The organism is Novipirellula rosea (assembly GCF_039541335.1).
GTDB classification, from domain to species: Bacteria; Planctomycetota; Planctomycetia; order Pirellulales; family Pirellulaceae; genus Novipirellula; species Novipirellula rosea.
Genome location: NZ_BAABGA010000066.1, coordinates 20,403 through 41,639, shown reverse-complemented (window position 1 = coordinate 41,639; position 21,237 = coordinate 20,403). Strand labels below are relative to the sequence as shown.

The window sequence follows — 21,237 nt, the reverse complement described above, 5'->3', positions numbered from 1 at the left end:
TTGCAAGCGGAGGTCGTCAAGACTTTCGTCCAGTATTCCCTGTAGCGGAAGTCGTCAAGACTTTCGACCCGCATCACCCGCAGCGGAAACCGCCAAAACTTTCGTGAATCGCCGAACAAGTCGAAACTCACGCACGATTTCCGCGACGGCCTAATACGTCGCTTGCAGAATCAACGTCCTTAACGATCCAATCCGTCGATCGCGAAGCAATAGATTTCCGTTTGGATCGACTTCTCGAAATCGTTGTCGCAGCACACCCACAGCGTGCGGCGGCCATCGGCCAAGCGTGGCCCCCAGCACAAGCCTTCGGGTTTCTCGTGAGCCTGTTCGCCCCCCACTCCAAACTTGGCGTCGAGCAGATCGATAAACAAGCTCTTGCGTGCGGGAGTAACCGACGCCGGCAACTCGATTTTCGGCAGCGATTCGATGTCGGTAACGTCCGTGGCCTCGGTGGTATCGATCAGAAAGATCTTTTTCGTCTTGGCTTCGCTTCCAGCTTTGCCATCACGCTCCAACACAAGGAAGCGGTCTTCGTCGACTGCCAAGATTTCGCTGGTGCCGCTGGTGAGATCGTCTAATTGGTAAACGATTTCACGGATACAGTTGTGATTGCCATCAAAGACAACGCAGCGGCAATTCAGTCCCATGCAATACCCGTTTTCGATTACGGCGTCTTGGATCAGCGGGCTTTGCGGAATTGCGATCATGCGACTACCGCTCGGAGTGACAGCGATCCCTTCTAAACCGCGGTTGCTGTAAACCCCTTTGCTAAACGTGCCATTTTCAGTGCTTCGCAACCGGAACTTGTCTGGCACGGTGAATTCGTTCGAGATCCGTCCGGACTCATCCACGATCACGATATGAGGTCCATACTCGTCGCTGATCAACAACGATTTATCGGGCAGCATTCGCACGCTCTCGGGATCAAACGCGGTCCAAGGTTGATGGGGGACCGTTGCGTTGAGGTGTTTTTCATGCGCCGCGATCGAACCGACAAGCGGTTCGCCCGTTAGTGTGCTGAGCATTCGAGTCGTCTTGAGCTCAAACGCAATCTTCCCCGTCGCTGGGTCTAAGACGAGGTCCGCTTCGTGGTAGCGGCACTGATAGCTAACTTTGCCATCGCCCGCTCCACGATCGGCAAGCAGCAAAAATCGGTTTCCGGTACCGGTGTATTCGATTCCCGACAGACCGCCGAATTGATCCGACGGTGATCCGTCTTCGAGTGGCTTGGCGTCACCGCTTCGATCGCGTCGATCACCATCGATCGCGACTTTTCCAATCAGTTCAATGGAGGGTGTTGCCGCGTGGACCGCTGCTCCGCCCAAACCCAATGTTGCAATTCCAATGCTCAAAAACGATCGAATCAGGCCCGTTTTACAGGTCATTTTGTGTACCAGCAAAAAAACAGAGGAGTGAGTGGAAGCGACAATCGTTCCATGCTCGCGCAGGCAGAAAAGCAAAACCCTGCGATCTGTAGATCGAGCAGGATTATGTAAAAGCTTGGCGAAAATCAGATGTTGGAATTGTGAAGATTGCGTGAAGGAAAGGCTGTGATGTAGCTCACGCTAGAAAATTCTTTCTCTGCCCACTGTCTTTCGCCGGTCCTTTTCATTTTGCCACCATCGCCCGAAACCGATTCCAAGCGACGGCCGTGTGACTTGGATGCACAAGGTCCCACTCACTGGGGCGGATCCGCACACTGTGATGAACGACTTTAGTACTGCGTCGACGGGCTGTTATAGCTGGATTCGTTAAGGCGACACGCGAGTCGCCCTGTCGCTGCAATCGTTCATCGCAGCCGTTTTTGCCAAGAATGGCGACGACGATAGCAGGAGGCACGCCTGGGATTGCAACGGATCGAGCGGAGGACGATGCAGATAAGAGATTTCACTGGAACGCCAAGTGCAGATCGCTGGCGATAGGCCAAGGCCGTCTGCTTTGGTAACGGTGCGGCGCGAGCCGCCCGGTGGGAGCTAATAAAAACGTTCGATTTAGACCGGGCGGATTGCGCCGCTCCGCTATAAACACCACGCGTGATCGTCTCCCAAGTGACCGGCAGCGGGTGACCGAGCTTATTTATCGTTTAAAGAACACCAGAGAATCACTCACCATGATACGTACCTACCTCGTCCCTTACGTCGTACTGTTGTTGATGGCGACGCTGCTGAGCGGAATCGCCGACGCCCAACGTGGCCCCGGAAACGGTCGCGGCTTTGGTCAAGGCGGCCAAGGTGGCCAGCACGGGCAAGATGAACGACACGACGAAGACCGCCAGCTGTTTCATTTCCTGCTGACGAACCACGAAAAGATTTCGCGAACCGTCCGCGAGCTTCCCAACGGCGTCGAAACCCTGACCGAATCGGACGACCCCGCCATTGCAGCGAAGATCCAAGAGCACGTTCGTTGGATGCAGTACCGTGTCGAAGAGAGCAAGCCGATTCGGATGCGCGACCCGTTGTTCGCGGAGATTTTTCGCCATACTAATAAGATCAAAATGGTCCGTGTCGACACGGACAAGGGGGTACGGGTCACCGAAACATCGGGTGACCCCTATGTCGTTAAACTGATCAAAGCTCACGCCCAAGCCGTCTCCGGTTTTGTTGCCAAAGGATTCTCGGAAGCCATGAAAAATCATCCCGTGCCAGAAGAGGTTGGGGCAGATTCGCCCAAGTATTCTCACCCGGCGATCGCCAAGTATGGCAAAGTCGTCACGCTGCCCGACGCGACGCAGCAACCTCGCGACGGCAGCCGCATCGTTGTCGATGTCACTCACGGCGGCGAACCGGACAAACTGAATACCGCGCTGGATAAGGTCGCTCGCTTTGTCAACATCTACCGGGGTGCTGGCAAGAAGTCGGCCCAGGTCGACATCGCCATCGTCCTTCACGGCGACGCGACGTTAACCATTTTGAACGAGGATGCCTACGCCGCTCGTTTCCAAACCAAAGGCAATCCCAACCTCGATTGTTTGCAGGCACTGCACGAAGCCGACGTGCAGATCTTTGTTTGCGGCCAGTCGCTGATCGGTAGCAAGGCCAAGCCGGACCAGGTTGTGGTGTTCGCCGATGTTGCCGTGTCCGCACTCACCGCTCTGGTCAATTTGCAAACCGATGGCTACGCCTACGTGCCGCTGGGCAAGTAACACGATGCCATTTGCCCGACGCGTGATTACGCGAACTCGCCGTTTCGAGTCAGCACGAGGTTGTCGCGGTGGATCACGTTCTCGTAGGGACAGTGCCCGATCAGTTCGCCAATTTGGTCGCTCGGTTTGCCCAGGATCTTTTCGAGTTCGGTTGAGCGGTAATTGCACAACCCGCGAGCGATCTCGTTTCCAGCGGGATCATGCAGCGCCACGACGGCGCCGCGTTTGAACGTTCCCTTGATCGACTTGACACCAACCGGCAGCAGGCTCTTGCCATTTTCCCAAACCGCTTTGGCTGCCCCGGCGTCGAGATGCAAAATCCCTTCGACCTTGGCGGAACCTCCAATCCAGCGACGCCGTCCCTTGATCGTTTTTTCGGTTGGCAGGAAAAGAGTTCCTACGTTTTCACATGCAAAAATCTTGTCCAGCACCGTGTCGTCATGCCCCGGCGCGATGATCGCCGTGTGGCCGTGGGAGGCGGCGATTTTTGCGGCTTCCAATTTGCTCGTCATGCCCCCTTTGCTGACGTTGCTCAGTTTGTCCTTGGCAAGGCCGAGGATCGAATCGTCGATGCGAGGGACCAATTCGATTCGTTTGCTGTCGGGGTCATTAGGCGGCCCGTCATACAGCCCGTCGATATCCGAAAGAATGATCAGCAACGTGTCCGTCAACAGTCCGGCGACACGAGCGGCCAACCGGTCATTGTCCCCAAACGTCGTTGTCAATTCACGCACCGCCACCGAATCGTTTTCGTTGACGATGGCGATCGCACCGTATTCATGGATGCGGCTTAGCGCATTTCGAACGTGCAGGTAGGCGCTACGGCGGCGAAGGTCCGACGCGGTCAATAAGACTTGAGCGGCATGGCGGCCACGCGCCGCGATGCTCGATTCATAGGCCTGGATCAAATCGGTTTGGCCGATTGCCGCAACGGCCTGCAGTTGCGAGACGACCTTGGGCCGAGTCGTCAGCCCCAGTTTGCCGACGCCAGCGCCGACGGCGCCGCTGCTGACCATGACGGTTTGCCGCCCCGTGTCAGCGATGCGACAAAGTTGCGCCGAAAGTTTCTCGATTCGATCCCGATCAAGTTTGCCGTTGGGGGTGGTGAGGACCCTCGTCCCCACCTTCACCACGACACTACGGGCTCGCTGGATCGCAGATTTTCGGTGCGATAAATACTCGTTTTCAGCTTGGTTCATCGGAAAAACGATTCCTTGATGACTTTAAAATGGGCAGCCGTTGCGAGGCTGCGGAGGGTTCGGAAATGAGAGGTGCGGCCCTGCATTCAGACGATTCGGACTGCATATTGCTAGTAAATTTCAACAACGGATGCGGATCACGTCGCCCTTTTCACCAGGAAATAGCAGCTTCACGCCAATGCAAGAAGATTGAATTGTGTTGGGGAATCGACGACCTTGGAAGCCCAGCGTACATTTCATGTAGACTTGATGAAGCTGCATTGATCCAAAATCTCTGCTTCTTCGCTGAACCATCCGCCTCTTCATCTTCCTCAGAACGAAGCATCTGATATGAGCGAATTACATCACGAGTGTGGTGTTGCTGCCATTTACCACCTGTCGGGACGCGGTCGAAGTCCGCTGTGTACCTCCGATGGGCCACGCCACATTTCGCGGCTGTTGCCTCGAATGTTGCTGGATATCCAAAATCGCGGGCAACTTGCTGCGGGGATGACAACATTCGATCCCGCACGCCCTTCGATTCTGAGAACCCGCAAAGACGTCGGGACCGTGACCGAGGTGTTTCGGCTGAATCATCGGGCCAAGTCCGAATCGTTGATGAAACACTTGGCTGGCCGCGCCGCGATCGGCCACGTCCGCTACGCCACCTGTGGCCAAGATGACCGCAGCTATGCTCAACCGTTCGAGCGAAAACATATTCACAAGCGGAAATGGTTCAGTTTCTGTTTCAATGGCCAATTGGCCAATTACGGGCTACTGAAAGAACGATTGCTCGCCGATGGCGATCACCACCTGACGCTGGACACCGATACCGAGATCATCTTGCACGAGTTCGGTCGTCTGCTGAGCCAACGGCCCGATCGGATCGACTGGATCGATGTGCTACGTGAAGCCACTGCCGGTTTCGATGGCGCCTATAGCCTGGCATTGCTGACGGCCGAAGGCGAAATGATCGTCGCGCGTGATCCGTTGGGGGTCAAGCCGATGTGTTACGCCAACGAAGGCCCGTTGTTCGCTGCGGCCAGCGAAAGTGTGGCGCTATTGAACCTTGGGTTCTCCGATGACCAAATCAAATCGTTGGCTCCGGGGCATGCGATCATCATTGATCCCGAAACCGGATTCCGTATCGAGCGTTTTGCCGAAGAAAGATCGCCTGCTCACTGCTTCTTTGAGTGGATCTATTTTGCCAATGTCGCCAGTACATTGGATGATCGAAGTGTCTACCTCAGCCGCACGCACCTTGGCGAAGAATTGGCTCGCGCCGAACGCGCCCTCGGTCGTGTGCCACTGAACAGCGAAGACACGATCATCGTGCCGGTACCGGACACCAGCAAAGCGGCTGCGGATGCGATGGCGTTTGAGCTCTCGATTCCTTGCCGCGAAGGTTTGATTCGTAACCGTTATGCCGGGCGAACCTTTATCGAAGGTGGCGGAGCGAGAAAGGCCAAGGCGGCGGCGAAGTACACGCCACTTCGCGAAGTGCTCGAAGGCAAAACGGTCATCTTGGTCGAAGATTCGATCGTCCGCAGTACCACGATGAACGTCTTGTTGGACCGGATTCGTGAAGTCGGCGGCGCCAAAGAAATTCACGTGCGTGTCGCTTGTCCGCCCATCGTCGCCCCCTGCTTTTACGGGATCGACATGAGTACGATCGATCAATTGATTGCACCGAAGTACTTCGGCATCAACGGCGAATTGACAGACGAGTCTCAGCAGCGATTGGCGGACGATCTCGGCGCCGACTCGCTGCGTTACCTGCCCGTCGATGCGATCGCTCGCGCGATCGGGTTGCCTGAAGACAATTTGTGTCGCGCTTGCGTGACCGGCAATTATCCCACCGAGTGTGGTCAACACTTGTATCAGATTGCCTTGGACAATCGCGGCAATAGCATCGATAGCAAGCGAACCTACGAACAGCTCGCCGCAGCGCTGCAGCAAAGCTAGTCTACGGAGCGGCGAAAGTTCGGAACGTGAAGTCGTTTGGAGGTGACGCGGCCATTCTGCCACCTCTCCAGCAAGTTCGAGAGAGTGTTGGAATCGTCGTTGTTGGATGTCTTGTCTTAGCGCGAGCGACGCAAGTTACCTCTCCCAGCGAAGCTGGGAGAGGTACCAGTACTGTGCCGTCAAGACACACCCTAATTCAGTAGTCTCTACGTCTACGTCTACGTCTACGTCTACGTCTACGTCTACGTCGTGGTCACTGCGAAATTAGCGAAAAGAAAAACACTGCCCCCATGAAACTTGATCCGTCACTTCGATCGCTTGTCCTGCGGGCCACGTCCGCCAGCGACGCGGGAGAGGCCTCGCTAATTCAGTCACTATGGAGCGGGTACGGAAAAATCCTTCGCGTCCCGCTCACCTTCGATGTGGTTGATCCGACGAACCCCGCATCGGTCATCGTCAAACATGTCTCGCCTCCATGCGAGCAGCAAGATTCACCGGGGGCCTCGCATCCTCGTGGCTGGAATACCGACCAGTCACACCAGCGAAAAGTTCGTTCCTACGACGTCGAAGCCACTTGGTATCGCGAGTACAGCGATCGCTGTGACGCCACTTGCCGCGTGCCTGCTTGCTTGCTTGCCGAATCGGTCGAAGGCCAGTGGGTCTTTGTGCTCGAAGATTTAGATGCATCCGGTTTTGACGCTCGGAAATCGCATCTCGATCGCGACGGCGTGTTCGTCGTGTTGGCCTGGTTAGCCCACTTTCACGCGACGTTTCTCAGCGAACCACTCGAAGGACTTTGGCCGGTCGGGACGTATTGGCATCTGGCGACCCGCCGCGACGAATGGCAAGTGATGCAGTCGGGAAAATTGAAAGAGGCCGCGGCGGTGATCGACGACCGTTTAAACGCCTGTCGTTTTCAGACTGCGGTCCATGGGGACGCCAAGGTCGCCAATTTCTGTTTCTCGCCCGACGGCACGCGAACTGCCGCGGTTGATTTTCAATATGTCGGTCGTGGCTGTGGCATGAAGGACGTCGCCTACTTTCTCAGCAGTTGCGTGTCCGAAGCCGAGTGTGAGCGCAATGAATCGGTCTACCTCGATTTCTATTTTCGAGCCTTGCGTCAATCGCTTGCGTCTCGAAACAGCACGGTCGACGCCAATGCACTCGAAGCCGAGTGGCGTGCGATGTATCCGGTTGCCTGGGCCGACTTCACGCGGTTCTTACTCGGATGGTGCCCCGGGCATCACAAACTGAACCGCTACAGCCGACGGATCACCGAGCAAGTCTTGGCGGAGTGATCGCTCGGGTGTAACAAGACGGTGAGACGTTCCGGTTTTCTAAGGACGCACAGGACAATAAATGGCGGACGGTAGTGGACGAGGCAACGAGTCTTGCAGCTTCACTGAGCCAAAAAGGACTCGTTGCCTCGTCCACTACGGAAGACGTCGTCAGCTATTCTTCCGACGGTCCTTAGCAGGTCGTTCGGTGTCTACTGCTGAAGCGTCGGCTCAGGCCATTATGTGGAATGACTCATATTGGCCTGCTTAATTCGTTGGTTCATCTTTAGGCAGGATTTCTTCAGGAGTTTTCCAGGGTGTGCCCGCCAAGTAGCCACCCGGTTTCGCAAACGTGTCAAAGTGAAAATCATACAGCGGAGAGAACTGCAAGCGAAAATCCTCGGATTCGCAATCGAAGAAATCGTCGGGGATCTCTTTGCCGAGACGCCAATCGAATACCCAGTTATGTTGCTCTTTTGTAAGCCCAGTGAACAATCCGCCTGCCGCTGCGTTGATCACATAAGGCAGATACTTTCCCGATCCTGTGTGCTTCTTCCACTTGATCTCCGTCTCTCCGTAAAGATTCGGATGCTCCTTCGAAGTGCTGGTGTATTTAACGTGTGTCGGTAGGTAGCCATACGCCTTCGATTGTGTTAGCTCGATGTCGAAATTCCCATACGGCTCGTTCAATTGCCATTTGCTGCGGATGTCCCCCTGAGTGATCGTTTCGGCTGATAGAAGCTTGCTCTTGGTGAAAAAAATCCGTTCGATCCATCCGTACTGATTCATTGGGTTCCTTAAGAACATCGGATGCAGCACAAGGTCATCAAATGGGTCGAAGCCAATCGATTCGACGAGATTCTTCTCAAGGAAGTTTTTCGTCGTCTCGTCTTTCTGTCGCACCTTGTAGCCGCGGGCCGATGCACTGCCGTAATTTGCCTTCATTACCAAGCCGCACTGTAAAAGCTCCCTCCAAAACTGGCACTCATAGGGGCGATTGGTCTGCTCGACACCAAGCACAGCACCGCTTGCCACGTATTTGAATGACTTCGACTTCAGTCTCGCTTGCAGGTCATAAATGCGATTGATCCGCAAAGGCACACGGCTTTTGATCGACGCATCGTAGGATTTGTGTGACTCGCCTGTGACCATCAGCGTATAGCGTTTGAGTACGTCGTCTCGCAGTAGCGTCAGATCCGTAATCCCTTGATAGACGAGATCAACCGTGTCCTGATCGCTTTTCGATTCCTCGCCCCAAAGGTTTGACGCCAAGAGGGGCTGGCACAACAAGAAAAGAAAAGTGGCTAATTTGAAAGATCGCATTGGTTTTCCCTGCAAGCCTTTATGGAATCGCTGTCGTGGGGAGTGGTCGCCCCCTTTCGCCAATAAAGGTGATGCTACCGTATAGGATTCGTGAGTCAAGCAAATGCTGCGGAGAGTTCGTCCGCTCTCTGCAAAGCGTTGTCGTGTTCAGGCCTTGAAGGTAGAGTGCAGACGGTTGCTAAATCCAGAAAAGTGCGATGTCTCTTTTACTGGTCTCTAACATTGTCGCGAGCAGACGGAGACATCCAGTCCGTGAGGCCGAACAAAAGTCGTGGCAATTTTTAATCTTAATCCTACTCGTAATCTTAATCCCGTCTGCGTAACCACGCTGGACCGGTGCCAATCAGAGAAGATTAGGATTAAGAATAACTTGAGCTCTACTCCACATGCGATTTGTGGTCGGTGTCAGGCTTGCTCTGTTCTATCGCTTTTAGTCGACGGTCAATTTCTAGCAAACCAATCGACACAACGATCGACACTACTATTATTGGAAGCAGCAGAATCCCGTCGTCAGACGCAGAGGTAAACATCACGACCAAATAACTCGTTGCCACAAATAACAGTAAAAGGGCATCGATCTTAAGCATGTGTATCATACGGAGTTCCTGGTTGTTGGCGGAATTGTTTTTGGTGCATCCATGTTCTCAATGTAAAGCAGAAGCTCTTGGCCCGTTTTCGTTGGCTTTGTCAGTCATCGGGGCCGCCAAACGCGAGCCACCGTGTTCGCTCTGTTCCTAGTTCAGCGTCAGCCAGTTGTTCGTAATCCCGGGATTCTTCGTCCGTCAGTGTTTCGGTCCATCGCCCCATTCACGTCCTTGTTGATGAACACCTGCGTTCCAGCGTCCCCAAAACCACCACCTAGAGGCACGCTTCTCGAAGCGTTTTAATTCATCCACTCAAACGAACAGTATTCGAGTACGGATGGCCGCGACGCAGCGAATCTCAGCTGGCATGTTCTGTTTGAGTTTGGTGAAGTGGACCAGCAACACGTTGGGTAGGTTGCGAATTTGCCGCCAGCTGCGAACATTTTCCCAGAACGGCCAAAACGGATGTTTGTCGCGATCAAGCCAATCCTGCCAGTACTGTCGAATGTCGTCCGGAGGCGGTTTAACACGGCCCGATGTTTCGTTCAATGCGTCGTACCATTTCTGATTAGTGGTCGCATGGTGATTGGGAAGCTCTCGACTCTTCTCAGGCCAGTTAATTGCATCTGTCATCGCTGCTTCTCTGTTTAGCAATCGTCGGTGCTGGCCGATTCGCGTTACCGATCACCCAGGTTCATGCTGTCGGCGAACGTGACGAATCACGTGGTCGCTGTAAACGACTTTCCACTTCAATAGACTCAGTGCAGCGACTCACCTGCATCCGGCGGTATGACACTTTTCACGACTAGTTCACATCGCCGAAGATATCCGATTCACAACATCATCGCTGAATGATTTAATGATTGTCAGAGTCTTCACTCGGCCGTTCGTTTGAAGGTCCGAAGTGTATTCAAGTTCAGCTTTGACCTTGACTGTTAGGTGGCCGGCAATTTGGACTGTCGGAGGCGTCGAATAGCCGTAACCTCCGTCGCTAATTTTGAAACCAGTGATCTTGCCATCCTTGATCGTTGCTGTCGCGACTGCCGGTTTGTGTTTCCAGAGTTCTCCGGACTGCGGCCGATAACGGTAGAAATTTGAGACCTCGTCCAGTCGCTCGTTGGTGACTCCGAGCGGGCCAAGTTTGTCCATCAAGATCTGCTTGTTCGCTTGAGCACGAGACGGAGATGGCGAGCCGTTTTCTGCTGGACTGACGCCGCTGAACGCGTCGCGAAAAACCTCCGGTGTCACACCGAGCGCATTGCCGATCAGTGCAACCGGCCGGCCATGGTCGACCGGATCCGTTTCGTGTCCGCCGCTAATGACGATTTGTCCGGCCGTTGCTGTCGTCATGGAAACGCCGCTGTCTTCACCGTTGGAACATCCAATGATGATGGGTAGCAAACTGATAATTAGTGTCAAACGAGAAAAACGCATCAAAAATTCTGCATCGAGAGAGTTTTTGGGGAATGAGTGCACGGCGTCACGAGATCCGAACCCATTCGGCATCACCATTTAAACTGGCGAATTCGTATGCGAAGTCAGCGTCCCTGAACTCGTAGTCTACACTGTCCTTGTAGGCAGTAATGTCGATCGCCGGTGGATAGAAAGTTTCCCAAAAGAAATAGGGCGCAAGGCAAACGAGAATCAGGCCCATCGCCACCCATTTGCGAAGCGATCTTGCGACGAAATCGTCCAAATGTGGCCATAGGAATGCCATGAACAATGCGGCAAATACAAGTGTAAAGAGCATTCCACCGACGCGCTGTGTACGAATTCTCCAGGCACATTTCTCGCAAGCTGGTGGTCGAGTAGTAAAACCCCAACCAAATATCCAGAATACCGCTGTCCACCATCCGATCGTATGCGTCCAAAGCCTGATCGTACGTCCTTGGTTATTACTCCCGCAGCGAACGCATCGTGCAGGATACCGAGCTTGATGTCGGCGTGGCAGATTTACATCAGTGCTGAATGTCATGCGATGCAGTGAATGAACGTAGGGAGCACTTGGATCAGTTGGATAGATCGTGCGTCCAAGCGTGACTGCTTTGGGGCTTGGCGTTTTCAATCGAATATCGATTGATTCCTCGATCGATCATGAGAAAATTTCTACTGCCGCTACCTCGGCCAGTGAAAAGCGTTGTGAGGGGACCAATCGGACACACTGTGCAGTCGTTTTCGATGGGGAGTGTTGTCTTCGGGGTGCTTGTATAGAACAAGACAGAAAGATTGATGCGACAGAAAGATTTTTTTACCGCGACGAAGCCTTCTTTATTTTTCTGTCGCATTAATTTTTCATGTCTAATGAAAAACCTTCGGGAGCGTCGGCGTTCTGGCAGCAGCAGTAAAGGACTATCTATCGCTTTGCCTCCGTTGGTTAGCGGTGCGGCGAGGGTCCGCCCCGCGGAATTTGAACGTTTTTCCCGCTGCGGCCCGCGGCTAACGCCGTCGAATTAGTGAGCCGTGACGTGTGAGCGGCCGGGGCCCACGCCATTACCCGGTGCCTTACGGCCCACGGCTCACAAAGTCCTCGCCAATTCGTATCGGACTCTGCACCACGGGGCGATCCAAGATGATTAGAATTTGGAGCGTGGGGTGCAATCGGATTCAAGTCATGCGACAAACGCGAGACTGTCCCCATGGACGCTCAGCCCCCGTGAATGCATCAGGGCCGCGTATCTTCTTGCACAGAGATTTGACCAAATCGAGGAAAATGGGAATGCTGTATTCGAAAATGGGATGGGCTGCGTTGCTGGTTGTCTGCTTGTCGCATCCTGCCGCGTTTGGCGAAGATTTGGTCGAGTTTGTAAACGGGTCCACCTTGACCGGCAAAATGCTCGAGATTCGCAAGGACGCACGCGAGTTTGATTTTTCATCCAAGTTTGGCCAGACCGCGGTGATTCGCACCTACCCGTACGCCAGCGTGCATGCGGTCACGTTCAACGGTAAACGCTTTGTCTTGACTCCCAAGCAAGCGATGTCGGCCGGCGAGACATCCACCGGCGAGACAACACGAACTCCCGCCGAACTGCGAAAGCACATTGAACAAGTCGGCGGCACTCCGCCCGATTGGCTCGCTTCGACTGACATGAATCATCCCTCCTCGCTCGATCTCGATTGGCCACTGAAGCCATCGGGGAAATGGGACGAGTCCAAAAATATCGGGCAATACATTTGGGGTCGCGTCAATCCAAACGTCTCGCGTTGGAAACCGGGCATCAAGTTGGTGCATCATGTGATGGAACGTCATCAACGCAATCCAACGCTACTGAAACGTGACATGGAAAAGCTCGGTGAGATGTACTTCACGTTGCTGCAAGATTATCCGCGGGCCGCCTATTGGTTGCAAAAAGCCAAGGTGTCAGCGACCACTCCGACCGGGATCCATCTGGCCGAATGCTATTGGCGTTTGGGCAGCAAGCCGATGGCAATGGACATGTTAAAAGGCCGCAGTCTGCATCTCAACGCGATCAAGCTGCTTGGGGATATGGGTGAGGTGGACAAGGCGATGGCGTTAACGGCAAGCTATGCCAACACGAACTCGTTCAACGAAGCCTTCCTGAACGCCGGCGATGCACTTCGGGGTGCCGGACGACTGGACGAGGCGATCGAGTACTACCAACGAGTGCTGGACATCAACAAAGCCCGCAACGCCGAGTATTTGAAACGGTACCAAGCCCGAGCCGCCGAATCGATCGAGGCGATCAAGTTGTTTGACAAGGCCGACGTCAGCCGAGTCGCCGATGGAACGTACACGGCTCACAGCACGGGATACAACGGCCAGATGGATGTGGAGGTGACGGTGGCGGATCAGAAAATTCGCGACGTTCGCGTGACCAAACACAGCGAAAAACAGTTTTACTCGGCGCTAACGGATACGACGACACAAATCATCGACCAGCAAGGAATCCAGGATGTCGATGGTACCTCCGGGGCAACGATCACGTCTCAAGCGATCGTCAGTGCGACCGCTCGCGCGTTGGCAAAGGGTGCAAATTAGATGACACGCTTGTCGACTCGGATCACGCCGGCTGCGATGAGGATCAGACTAGCGGTGGCGGTTTGCTCGTTGTCCGCTTGCCTCGGGCAATCGGCGGATGGCATCGCCCAAGAACTGAATTCCCTCTCGATTACCCAAACGCAGCTTGCAACCACGGCGCCGTCTGAAAACGATCCGTTTCGAAGCGGCGATTTTCGCTGGCGTGTCAGCCCGCCGCTGATTGCGGTGGATCCCGCACGGCTGCCCAAATCATCACAACATCCTTGGCTGGCCCTGAAAGATCCTTCGATCGTGCGGCACCAAGGTCGTTGGCATTTGTTTTGTACCTTGCGAAAAGCGAAGCAAGGCGATGGTCGTATTCGAATCGGGTACGCATCGTTCGTCGATTGGGCGGATGCGAGCGATGCCGATTGGAGTGTGCTGGATCTGACGATGGGATACCACGGAGCGCCCCAAATCTTCTATTTCCAGCCGCACCAAAAATGGTATTTGATCTATCAAGCCAGCGATGAGACTCGCAATTTGAAGTACGGCCCGTGTTACTCGACCAATGACGATATTTCCAAACCTGAACGCTGGACTCGTCCCGAGCCGCTGTATGTTGTCAAAGAAGGCGCCAAGGCGGGGCTTGATTATTGGCTGATCTGTGACGAGCAAAAGGCACACCTGTTCTTCACCACGTTGAACGGCCAAATGTGGCGAGCGGAAACGGCAAAGCACAATTTCCCCAACCACGGTTGGACGGATCCCAAAGTGGTGCTGCAGGCGGATATCTTCGAAGCAAGTCATACCTACAAATTGAAAGGCCAAAACCGGTTTTTAACCATCGTCGAAGCCCAAGCTGGCAAGCGGCGCTACTTCAAAGCCTTCACCGCAGATGCGCTGGACGGACAGTGGACGCCGTTGGCGGCAAGTCGCGATCAGCCGTTCGTCTCACCTAAAAATGTCGTCAACCAAAACGAGTCATGGGCGACGTCCTACAGTCACGGCGAATTGATCCGCGATGGATCGAGTGAAACGATGGAGATTGATCCTGCCGAACTTCGTTTGTTGTTCCAAGGAGCCAACGATCCGGAGTATCAAAGCGGGAACTATGGACAGATTCCGTGGCGATTAGGGCTTTTGGAATTACAAGGTTCCGCAAAATGAAACCGTTGCGAAACTACCTGCTCGCCGCTGCCTTGGCGACCCTTGCCATGGTGTTAATCACCACCGCGATGACGGAACACGCGTTTTACCGTGACCTGTTTCACGATCGATTCGCTTTGGCGATCACGGTTGCGGCGGTGTTGTTGACGGCCGCGTCGTTAGTGCTGTTGACGACTCTGGATCGAGGCCGATCCACCGCTATGATTCGGTTGGATTGGTTTTTGCCCGCACTTCGCCGAATTGCACCGGGAAATTCTCCGTCGCATACGTTCCCTGGGCGACTGTTGCGACGCTGGATTCCCGCTCGCTTTCAATCGGATCGACTCAAAAAGAAGCGGGGGTGGATTCGAAAATCCTTGCGGAAATTGGGCGTGTCGTGGTTGGCGACGCCAGTGCGACGCGTGGTGCAGTCGGTCTGTCTGGTCACCTTTGTTCTGCTTTTTTTCTACGTGTGCTGGCCATACAGTGCTCGCCCTCTGCCGCCCGGCAGCGTTTCGCACGGTTGGTCGTTGCGATCCGTTGATCAGCAAAGTGGCGAGTTTGTCTTGACTCAAGGAAGTTCCCATTCGGCTTCGCCATCTGACTGGGAAATCAATTCCGGCACGACCCTTTTTGTCGTCGACGACCGCATCGCTACCCAGGCGACTGCCACGGAATCGGTTACTGCGATTGGACAGTTCGTGGTAACTGAACGCGAGGGAAAGCAGATTCGCTTGACGCCGAGTGAAGCAGCCACTCCGGCAATGTTGGATGCGTTTTTAAGTGGTTCGGGTTCCTTCCAACTGGCCCAGCATGATCTGCAAGCATGGCCGTCGCACTATGCCGACAACCTTTCGGCTAAAGAATTCATTCCGGCGGAGAGTTTCCTGCTGATCGACCCGTTGGTCAGTTTGTCGACGGCGGTCGCGTCACGTAGTTGGATCGCGTCGCTGGTTTCGGCGGCGGCGATCTTGATCGTGTGTATTCTGATTCCTCGCGGGTTTTGCGGGTATCTATGCCCGTTGGGGACCACGATCGATCTGTTCGACTGGGCGATCACTCGGCGGACAACGCGGTTCAATGTCGCCGACGATGGATGGTGGGTTCACATCAAATATTACTTGTTGGCAGGCACTTTGATCGCTGCGGTGTTCGGCGTGTTGGTGTCGGGGGTTGTTTCTGCGATCCCCGTGATCACTCGAGCGATGTTGTTTATCGGTGATCCGCTGCACAGCGGCGTGACTCGCGGTTGGCATCTTGTGCCACGCATCGGTGTAGGCCAATTCGTTTCGATCGGGCTGTTTATCGCCGTGTTGTCGCTGGGGTTTTTGCGTCCTCGGTTTTGGTGCAAGTACGTTTGTCCAAGCGGTGCGGTGTTTTCGCTAGGCAATCTTTTTCGTGTGACCGAGCGCAAAGTCGAATCGTCCTGTATCCATTGCAACAAGTGTGTCGAGATTTGTCCGTTTGATGCGATCAAGCCCGACTTCACCACCCGCACTTCGGACTGCACGATGTGTCAATCGTGTGGCGGTGTTTGCCCCACACACGCGATCAAATTCGTCGAACGCTGGAACGTCGTCGAGCTCAAGGTGGACAATGATCCGCCGACAAACGAAACGCCGCTCGGGCGCCGCGGTTTCCTTTCACTCGCCGCCGGCAGCACGGCGGCCGCGGTTGGCGGAATCGGGCTGGCCAGCGTGACCAAGGCGTGGGGAGCGAATTTGGATGATCCCGATTCGCCACGACTGGTTCGACCCCCGGGAAGTGTCCCCGAGCAATCGTTCTTGGAAATGTGCATCCGCTGTGGCGAATGTTTCAAAGCGTGCCCGAACAACGTGCTGCAACCCGAGGGATTCCAGCAGGGACTCGAAGGACTGTGGACACCGATGGTGGTCGCCGATTGGGCTGGCTGTGAATCGAGCTGCAACGCTTGTGGGCAAGTTTGTCCGACGGGTGCGATTCGGCCGCTGGTGATCGAAGAGAAAAAGGCCGCACGGATGGGATTGGCGATCGTCAACGAATCGACTTGCCTGCCCTTTGCGGGCACCGCAGCGTGCGATTTGTGTGTGCAAGAATGTGACGCAGCGGGCTACCACGCGATCGAATTCACCCAGGTCGGAACCGAACTGGACGAAGCCGGCCAACCGGTCGAAGGCACAGGCTATCTGGCGCCCGTAGTCCTGGATGACAAGTGCGTCGGTTGTGGTTTGTGTCAAACGCGATGTTACGCCATCAACGTCAAAGCCGAAGGACTACTGTCTCGCTCGGCCATCATCATTGAAGCTGGTGAGGGCAAAGAGGATCGGCTGCACGAAGGTTCGTATATCGCACTGCGTGAACAAGCGAAACGTCGAACCCCTAATGCAATGGAAATCGACGTCGTGTCTACGGTGCCCCCGACACCATCCCCGAACGCGAACTCCATCGACGAGTCGACCGAGGATCCGTTCGGAATGGAATCGGCCGACACGGACGCGGATCCCTTCGGATTGTCCGATTAAATTCGGTCGCGACCTTGCCAGCTGATCTCATTGTTATGGTTCCGAGCGGATGAGTCGGCTGCGGTTATTGTTTTAACTTTGCCAGGTATTTTTCGGGGTCCGCCAGCAGTTTGTCTTTGCAGCCATCGCAGCAGATCCAAACCGACTCGCCGTTCACGTCCACTTTCTCGGGGGCTCCCATGGTTCCCAGCATCTTGCCGGTGACGGGGCAAATGTGTTGGGCCATCGCAGACTTGTAGTCTTCCGGTGACAGTTCATTGAGTCCCGGCATCATCTTCGCCATAGGGGAATCAGTATCGATCGTAGGATCGTCGGCGGCATGGTCGTGTCCTTCGTGTCCGTGTTCACCGTGTTCGTCGACTATTTCGCTGGTCTCCGGCGCGGACGGCGTCACGGGGTCGGCCGAGGGTGTGTTGCATCCGTAGATGCCGAAAACAAGCAGGCCGCCTAGAATGAGAGGGATGATTTTTGTAAGTCGCATCAACGTGACCTTTGCAAGAATGGGATGTGAATGTTCGGATGAACTGTTTTGGGACACACGTGTGAACTGTGTGAGGGCATTTTGGATGCATGAAGCACGCCGTTCTTCGCCCATTTTTTATCAAGTCGCAAAAGAAATTCGGATTTCTGTTGTCGCAGGTGAAGAAACTCGATCGCCAGGCATCCAAAATTATGTCAGCCGATGTGTCTGTCAGGAAATAAGAGTGTTTTTGCAGGAAAGATACGAGTGATGGCTTCAAACGAATGCAGAACCGTGCAGCAACGTCTGTCGGCCTACCACGACGGGGAACTGTCGGCGGGCCTAGCAGCGGATGTTGCGCGGCACATCGAGGCGTGTGACGAGTGCGCCGCCGAACTGAGTTCGTTCGAGTCACTTAGCTCGGATTTCGCTCAGGCCCCGCTGCCTGCGATACCACTCCATTTGTGGCAGCGAATTGAAAGCGAACTTAAGCCCGGTGTTGAGCCCATTCCCGAGCCGGTGACGTTACCCCGGCGTCTTGCGGATTCGATTAGCCGGTCGCCGTATATCGCGGGCTTCGTCTCGATGGCAGCGTCGGTCTTGCTGCTGCTTGGTTTCGGGCTTTGGTACGGCGGGGAAGAACCAGCGGCAGCAGTCGCGTTGCATTCGCACCATGACGAACATGACGTGTCGCACCAACACCTAGCTGAATTCACGGGGGTGATGAACGACTATTTGCAAAAATTGCACCGTGATCCAGACGAAGCGGAACAGATGCTGCTAGCGAAGTACAACGGCGAGCGGGTCGACGCCGACGACGCGGTCCGATTAGTTGGGTACCGGCCTATCGTTTCGGGGGGATTGCCCGACGGCTATTCGTTGGCTTCGACCAGCGTGCTGAAGATGCCCTGCTGCACTTGCGTCAAAGCGGTGTGCCGGCGGAATGACGGTTCGACATTGGTGTTATTCGAGCATGATGACCAACAGGCGGCTTGGTTCGGCGATCGGCCGTCCAACATGGCCACGTGTGGCGACAAGGAATGTTGCCTGATCGATCTCGACCATAGCATCGCCGCGACCTGGAAGCAGGGGTCGCGAAACGTCACCGCGGTCGGCGTGCGGGACCAAGCCGAAGTGGCAATATTGGTGGAATGGTTAGAGAAGAAAGCGGGAAGAGCGGGAGTGGGGATCGAGGGAGTCTGAAGTGCCGCGCATCAACCTGCTTGTCCTGCTCCTTTGCTCGCGACTTCCATCCGGTGCAAACCTAATCTGAGTACTCGCAGTCCAAAGGGACAACGATGAATCATTGGTTGACGCGACATCGCAACGCACTTTGGATCGTCCAAGCCATTGGCTTTGTGCTGGTCGGGGTTGCGGTTGCGTCATGGTTCGGCGGCGATTCACAAATGCCAACTGCGGCTTCGACATCCACCTCGCACGATGTCGCTGACCCAGGCAAGCCGACGATCTGGACCTGCTCGATGCACCCTCAAATTCGTCGCGATGGGCCGGGCGATTGTCCTATCTGTGGCATGGATTTAGTTCCTGTTCGCGAATCCGCTGGCGGCATCCGTACTGTTTCGATTAGCGATGCCGTCAAAAAGTTGATGAAGGTCGAAACCGTTCCCGTCCAGCGGCGTTATGTCACCGCCGAAGTGCGAATGGTGGGCAAGTTGCAGTACGATGAAACGCGATTAGCACACATTACGGCGTGGGTTTCTGGGCGACTCGAGCGGATGTTTGTTGATTACACCGGTGTCAACGTCAACAAGGGCGATCACATGGTGCAGCTTTACAGCGAGGAACTTTACACGGCCCAAGAAGAATTGATCGCGGCCTCTGAATCGGCGGCGACATCCAATCGCTCTTCACGCTTCATCGAGCCGATCGACTTGGCCGGATCCGCTCGCGAAAAACTGAGGCGGCTGGGGATGACAAAAGAGCAAATCCAAGAGATCGAGCAGCGAGGTGAGCCTTCGGAATCGGTCACCATCTATTCGCCGGTGGGTGGCATCGTGGTAAAAAAGCTGAAACAGGAAGGCGAACGTGTGCAAACGGGGGATCGTATTTATACGGTTGCCGATCTGAGTCATCTGTGGGTGCAATTGGATGCCTACGAATCGGATTTGGCGTGGTTGCGTTATGGACAACAGGTCCAATTCACCACCGAAGCCTATCCCGGCGAAGTTTTTCGAGGTCAAATCGCTTTTATTGATCCGGTGCTCAATGCCGATACCCGCACGGTACGGGTTCGTGTCAACGTCAGCAACGAAGATGGGCGTTTAAAACCTGAGATGTTTGTCCGTGCGATCGTGGAATCCAACGTCGCCGCAGGCGGCCGCGTCCTAGACGCCTCGTTGGCTGGTAAATGGATCAGCCCGATGCACCCCGAGATTGTCAAAGACGAACCAGGCAATTGTGATATCTGTGGCATGCCACTTGTGCGTGCCGAATCGTTGGGGTACGTCACCGCAGAACCTTCGGATACCGCGAAACCATTGGTGGTTCCCGTCTCGGCGGTGCTTCTGACCGGCACGCGAGCGATTGTTTATGTCCAGATTCCTGACGCGGACAAACCGACGTACGAGGGCCGTGAAATCGTCATCGGTGCTCGTGCTGGTGACAGCTACTTGGTCAAATCGGGGATCCGCGAAGGCGAGTTGGTCGTCACCAATGGCAATTTTAAACTCGATAGTGCACTGCAGATTTCAGCCAAGCCTTCGATGATGACGCCTCAAGGTGGCGGCGGATCCGCAGGACATCACCACGGTAATGAATCGCCAACGTCTCGCGATTCGTCGATGGCAATGTCGGGGCACGCGATGTCGCTGCCTCCGGCGTTCACGACTGCGGCGATCGCGGTGGTGGATCAATATGAAACGCTCCGTGAATCGCTGGAATCGGCAGACTTGCAAGCCATTCAAGCTAACTTTGCCACTCTGGGCGAAAAATTGGCAAGCGTACCTCCCGCGAACCTTTCACCCGAGTTGTCAGGGCTGTGGCGTGAGCTTGCGATGTTGCTGCAAAATGATTCGGTCGAAGGGCGGGATGTTCAAAGCATGCGTGACGCCGATCGTGTCTTTGCCGTCACCCGCAGACATATCGAACAATTAAAAAATCAGTTTGCATTGTCAATGGATGACGACGAACCCGCAGTCGAAGTGCTCGATGCACCGCAGGCAGTGGTTACTCAAATCAAGCAACTTGTGCCGATCTATCTAGCAATCAGCGAGGCGTTAGCGGCGGACGAAAGCGAACATGCAAAACAGTCGGTCTCGAAGTTACACGACTGGATCGCAGCAACGTCTGCGGTCGAAGGCTCTGGGAAAGCGATCGAGCGTTGGACGAAAGAACGACGTGACTTGTCCGAAATCACTGCTAGGCTTTCTAAGGCCAACGACCTGGAAACACTGCGAAGTAGTTTTGCATTGTTGTCTGAGCAGATGTTGAGTCTACAGCGGATGTTCGGCTTGCCCGCTTCGCAAGCGTTATATGAAATGCATTGCCCCATGGCCTTCGATGGCCGCGGCGCGTCATGGATCCAGTCGGATGACGCCGTTCGCAATCCCTATTACGGTGCGTCGATGTTGAAATGCGCGGATCGAATCGAGAAGTTAGAGGCAAGGGACGAGAGGAAGTAGTAACAAGTAGCGGAGAAGATTTTGCTCGTCGGATGGTTGGT

General features: G+C 54.8%; 14 protein-coding genes. 8 read left to right on the top strand and 6 right to left on the bottom strand.

Annotation, left to right across the window (positions count from 1 at the left end; translation table 11 throughout):
• Positions 1-179 precede the first annotated feature (179 nt).
• Positions 180-1,385, bottom strand: a complete 1,206-nt coding sequence (locus tag ABD971_RS24290) for an esterase-like activity of phytase family protein (protein ID WP_345326364.1) — start codon at positions 1,383-1,385, stop codon at positions 180-182.
• A gap of 725 nt (positions 1,386-2,110) precedes the next feature.
• Here ABD971_RS24290 and ABD971_RS24285 point away from each other — a divergent pair.
• Positions 2,111-3,142 carry a DsrE family protein gene (locus ABD971_RS24285; protein WP_345326362.1) on the top strand — a complete coding sequence of 344 codons (1,032 nt, stop codon included), beginning with the start codon at positions 2,111-2,113 and terminating at the stop codon, positions 3,140-3,142.
• A 26-nt stretch (positions 3,143-3,168) separates the two neighbouring features.
• Here the strand turns inward: ABD971_RS24285 and proB are convergent, their stop codons facing one another.
• Positions 3,169-4,341, bottom strand: a complete 1,173-nt coding sequence (gene proB / locus ABD971_RS24280; protein ID WP_345326360.1) for a glutamate 5-kinase — start codon at positions 4,339-4,341, stop codon at positions 3,169-3,171.
• 330 nt (positions 4,342-4,671) lie between these two features.
• On the opposite strand from proB, the gene ABD971_RS24275 reads away from it, so the two are divergent.
• Positions 4,672-6,285: an amidophosphoribosyltransferase gene (locus tag ABD971_RS24275; protein WP_339938975.1), complete on the top strand. Its 1,614-nt coding sequence runs from the start codon at positions 4,672-4,674 to the stop codon at positions 6,283-6,285.
• A 290-nt stretch (positions 6,286-6,575) separates the two neighbouring features.
• Positions 6,576-7,583: a phosphotransferase gene (locus ABD971_RS24270; RefSeq protein ID WP_345326357.1), complete on the top strand. Its 1,008-nt coding sequence runs from the start codon at positions 6,576-6,578 to the stop codon at positions 7,581-7,583.
• A gap of 246 nt (positions 7,584-7,829) precedes the next feature.
• On the opposite strand, the gene ABD971_RS24265 is transcribed toward ABD971_RS24270, so the two are convergent.
• The 3 genes from ABD971_RS24265 to ABD971_RS24255 all read right to left on the bottom strand — a co-directional run bounded on the left by ABD971_RS24265 (position 7,830) and on the right by ABD971_RS24255 (position 10,903).
• Positions 7,830-8,885 (bottom strand): hypothetical protein, encoded by a 1,056-nt coding sequence (locus ABD971_RS24265; RefSeq protein ID WP_345326355.1) that lies wholly within the window; start codon positions 8,883-8,885, stop codon positions 7,830-7,832.
• Between the two features lie 896 nt (positions 8,886-9,781).
• Positions 9,782-10,102 (bottom strand): sulfotransferase domain-containing protein, encoded by a 321-nt coding sequence (locus ABD971_RS24260; RefSeq protein WP_345326353.1) that lies wholly within the window; start codon positions 10,100-10,102, stop codon positions 9,782-9,784.
• A gap of 177 nt (positions 10,103-10,279) precedes the next feature.
• Positions 10,280-10,903: a hypothetical protein gene (locus ABD971_RS24255; protein WP_345326351.1), complete on the bottom strand. Its 624-nt coding sequence runs from the start codon at positions 10,901-10,903 to the stop codon at positions 10,280-10,282.
• A gap of 1,282 nt (positions 10,904-12,185) precedes the next feature.
• On the opposite strand from ABD971_RS24255, the gene ABD971_RS24250 reads away from it, so the two are divergent.
• From ABD971_RS24250 to ABD971_RS24240, 3 genes are read left to right on the top strand one after another with little or no spacing between them, the layout of a single operon-like run.
• Positions 12,186-13,466 carry an FMN-binding protein gene (locus ABD971_RS24250; protein ID WP_345326349.1) on the top strand — a complete coding sequence of 427 codons (1,281 nt, stop codon included), beginning with the start codon at positions 12,186-12,188 and terminating at the stop codon, positions 13,464-13,466.
• The gene (locus tag ABD971_RS24245; RefSeq protein WP_345326348.1) at positions 13,467-14,615 is read left to right on the top strand and encodes a glycoside hydrolase family 62 protein; all 1,149 of its coding nucleotides are present in this window, start codon (positions 13,467-13,469) and stop codon (positions 14,613-14,615) included.
• Positions 14,612-17,095, top strand: coding sequence for a 4Fe-4S binding protein (locus tag ABD971_RS24240; protein ID WP_345326347.1), 2,484 nt, complete (start codon positions 14,612-14,614; stop codon positions 17,093-17,095). Before ABD971_RS24245 ends, ABD971_RS24240 begins: the two co-directional genes overlap by 4 nt.
• Positions 17,096-17,159: 64 nt before the next feature.
• Here ABD971_RS24240 and ABD971_RS24235 read toward each other — a convergent pair whose 3' ends face one another.
• Positions 17,160-17,576 (bottom strand): hypothetical protein, encoded by a 417-nt coding sequence (locus ABD971_RS24235; protein ID WP_345326346.1) that lies wholly within the window; start codon positions 17,574-17,576, stop codon positions 17,160-17,162.
• A 273-nt stretch (positions 17,577-17,849) separates the two neighbouring features.
• Between ABD971_RS24235 and ABD971_RS24230 the strand changes: the two genes are divergently transcribed.
• The gene (locus ABD971_RS24230) at positions 17,850-18,758 is read left to right on the top strand and encodes an anti-sigma factor family protein (RefSeq protein ID WP_345326345.1); all 909 of its coding nucleotides are present in this window, start codon (positions 17,850-17,852) and stop codon (positions 18,756-18,758) included.
• Between the two features lie 95 nt (positions 18,759-18,853).
• Complete coding sequence (locus ABD971_RS24225; protein ID WP_345326343.1) at positions 18,854-21,196, top strand: heavy metal-binding domain-containing protein; 2,343 nt, start codon at positions 18,854-18,856, stop codon at positions 21,194-21,196.
• Positions 21,197-21,237: the final 41 nt, after the last annotated feature.

What these genes read in the sequence shown, in the direction of transcription:
- ABD971_RS24265 (WP_345326355.1), bottom strand. Translation starts at nt 8,885, where the DNA reads ATGCGATCTTTCAAATTAGCCACTTTTCTTTTCTTGTTGTGCCAGCCC.
- ABD971_RS24260 (WP_345326353.1), bottom strand. Translation starts at nt 10,102, where the DNA reads ATGACAGATGCAATTAACTGGCCTGAGAAGAGTCGAGAGCTTCCCAAT.
- ABD971_RS24255 (WP_345326351.1), bottom strand. Translation starts at nt 10,903, where the DNA reads ATGCGTTTTTCTCGTTTGACACTAATTATCAGTTTGCTACCCATCATC.
- ABD971_RS24245 (WP_345326348.1), top strand. Translation starts at nt 13,467, where the DNA reads ATGACACGCTTGTCGACTCGGATCACGCCGGCTGCGATGAGGATCAGA.
- ABD971_RS24235 (WP_345326346.1), bottom strand. Translation starts at nt 17,576, where the DNA reads ATGCGACTTACAAAAATCATCCCTCTCATTCTAGGCGGCCTGCTTGTT.
- ABD971_RS24240 (WP_345326347.1), top strand. Translation starts at nt 14,612, where the DNA reads ATGAAACCGTTGCGAAACTACCTGCTCGCCGCTGCCTTGGCGACCCTT.
- ABD971_RS24285 (WP_345326362.1), top strand. Translation starts at nt 2,111, where the DNA reads ATGATACGTACCTACCTCGTCCCTTACGTCGTACTGTTGTTGATGGCG.
- ABD971_RS24290 (WP_345326364.1), bottom strand. Translation starts at nt 1,385, where the DNA reads ATGACCTGTAAAACGGGCCTGATTCGATCGTTTTTGAGCATTGGAATT.
- ABD971_RS24225 (WP_345326343.1), top strand. Translation starts at nt 18,854, where the DNA reads ATGAATCATTGGTTGACGCGACATCGCAACGCACTTTGGATCGTCCAA.
- proB (WP_345326360.1), bottom strand. Translation starts at nt 4,341, where the DNA reads ATGAACCAAGCTGAAAACGAGTATTTATCGCACCGAAAATCTGCGATC.
- ABD971_RS24270 (WP_345326357.1), top strand. Translation starts at nt 6,576, where the DNA reads ATGAAACTTGATCCGTCACTTCGATCGCTTGTCCTGCGGGCCACGTCC.
- ABD971_RS24250 (WP_345326349.1), top strand. Translation starts at nt 12,186, where the DNA reads ATGCTGTATTCGAAAATGGGATGGGCTGCGTTGCTGGTTGTCTGCTTG.
- ABD971_RS24275 (WP_339938975.1), top strand. Translation starts at nt 4,672, where the DNA reads ATGAGCGAATTACATCACGAGTGTGGTGTTGCTGCCATTTACCACCTG.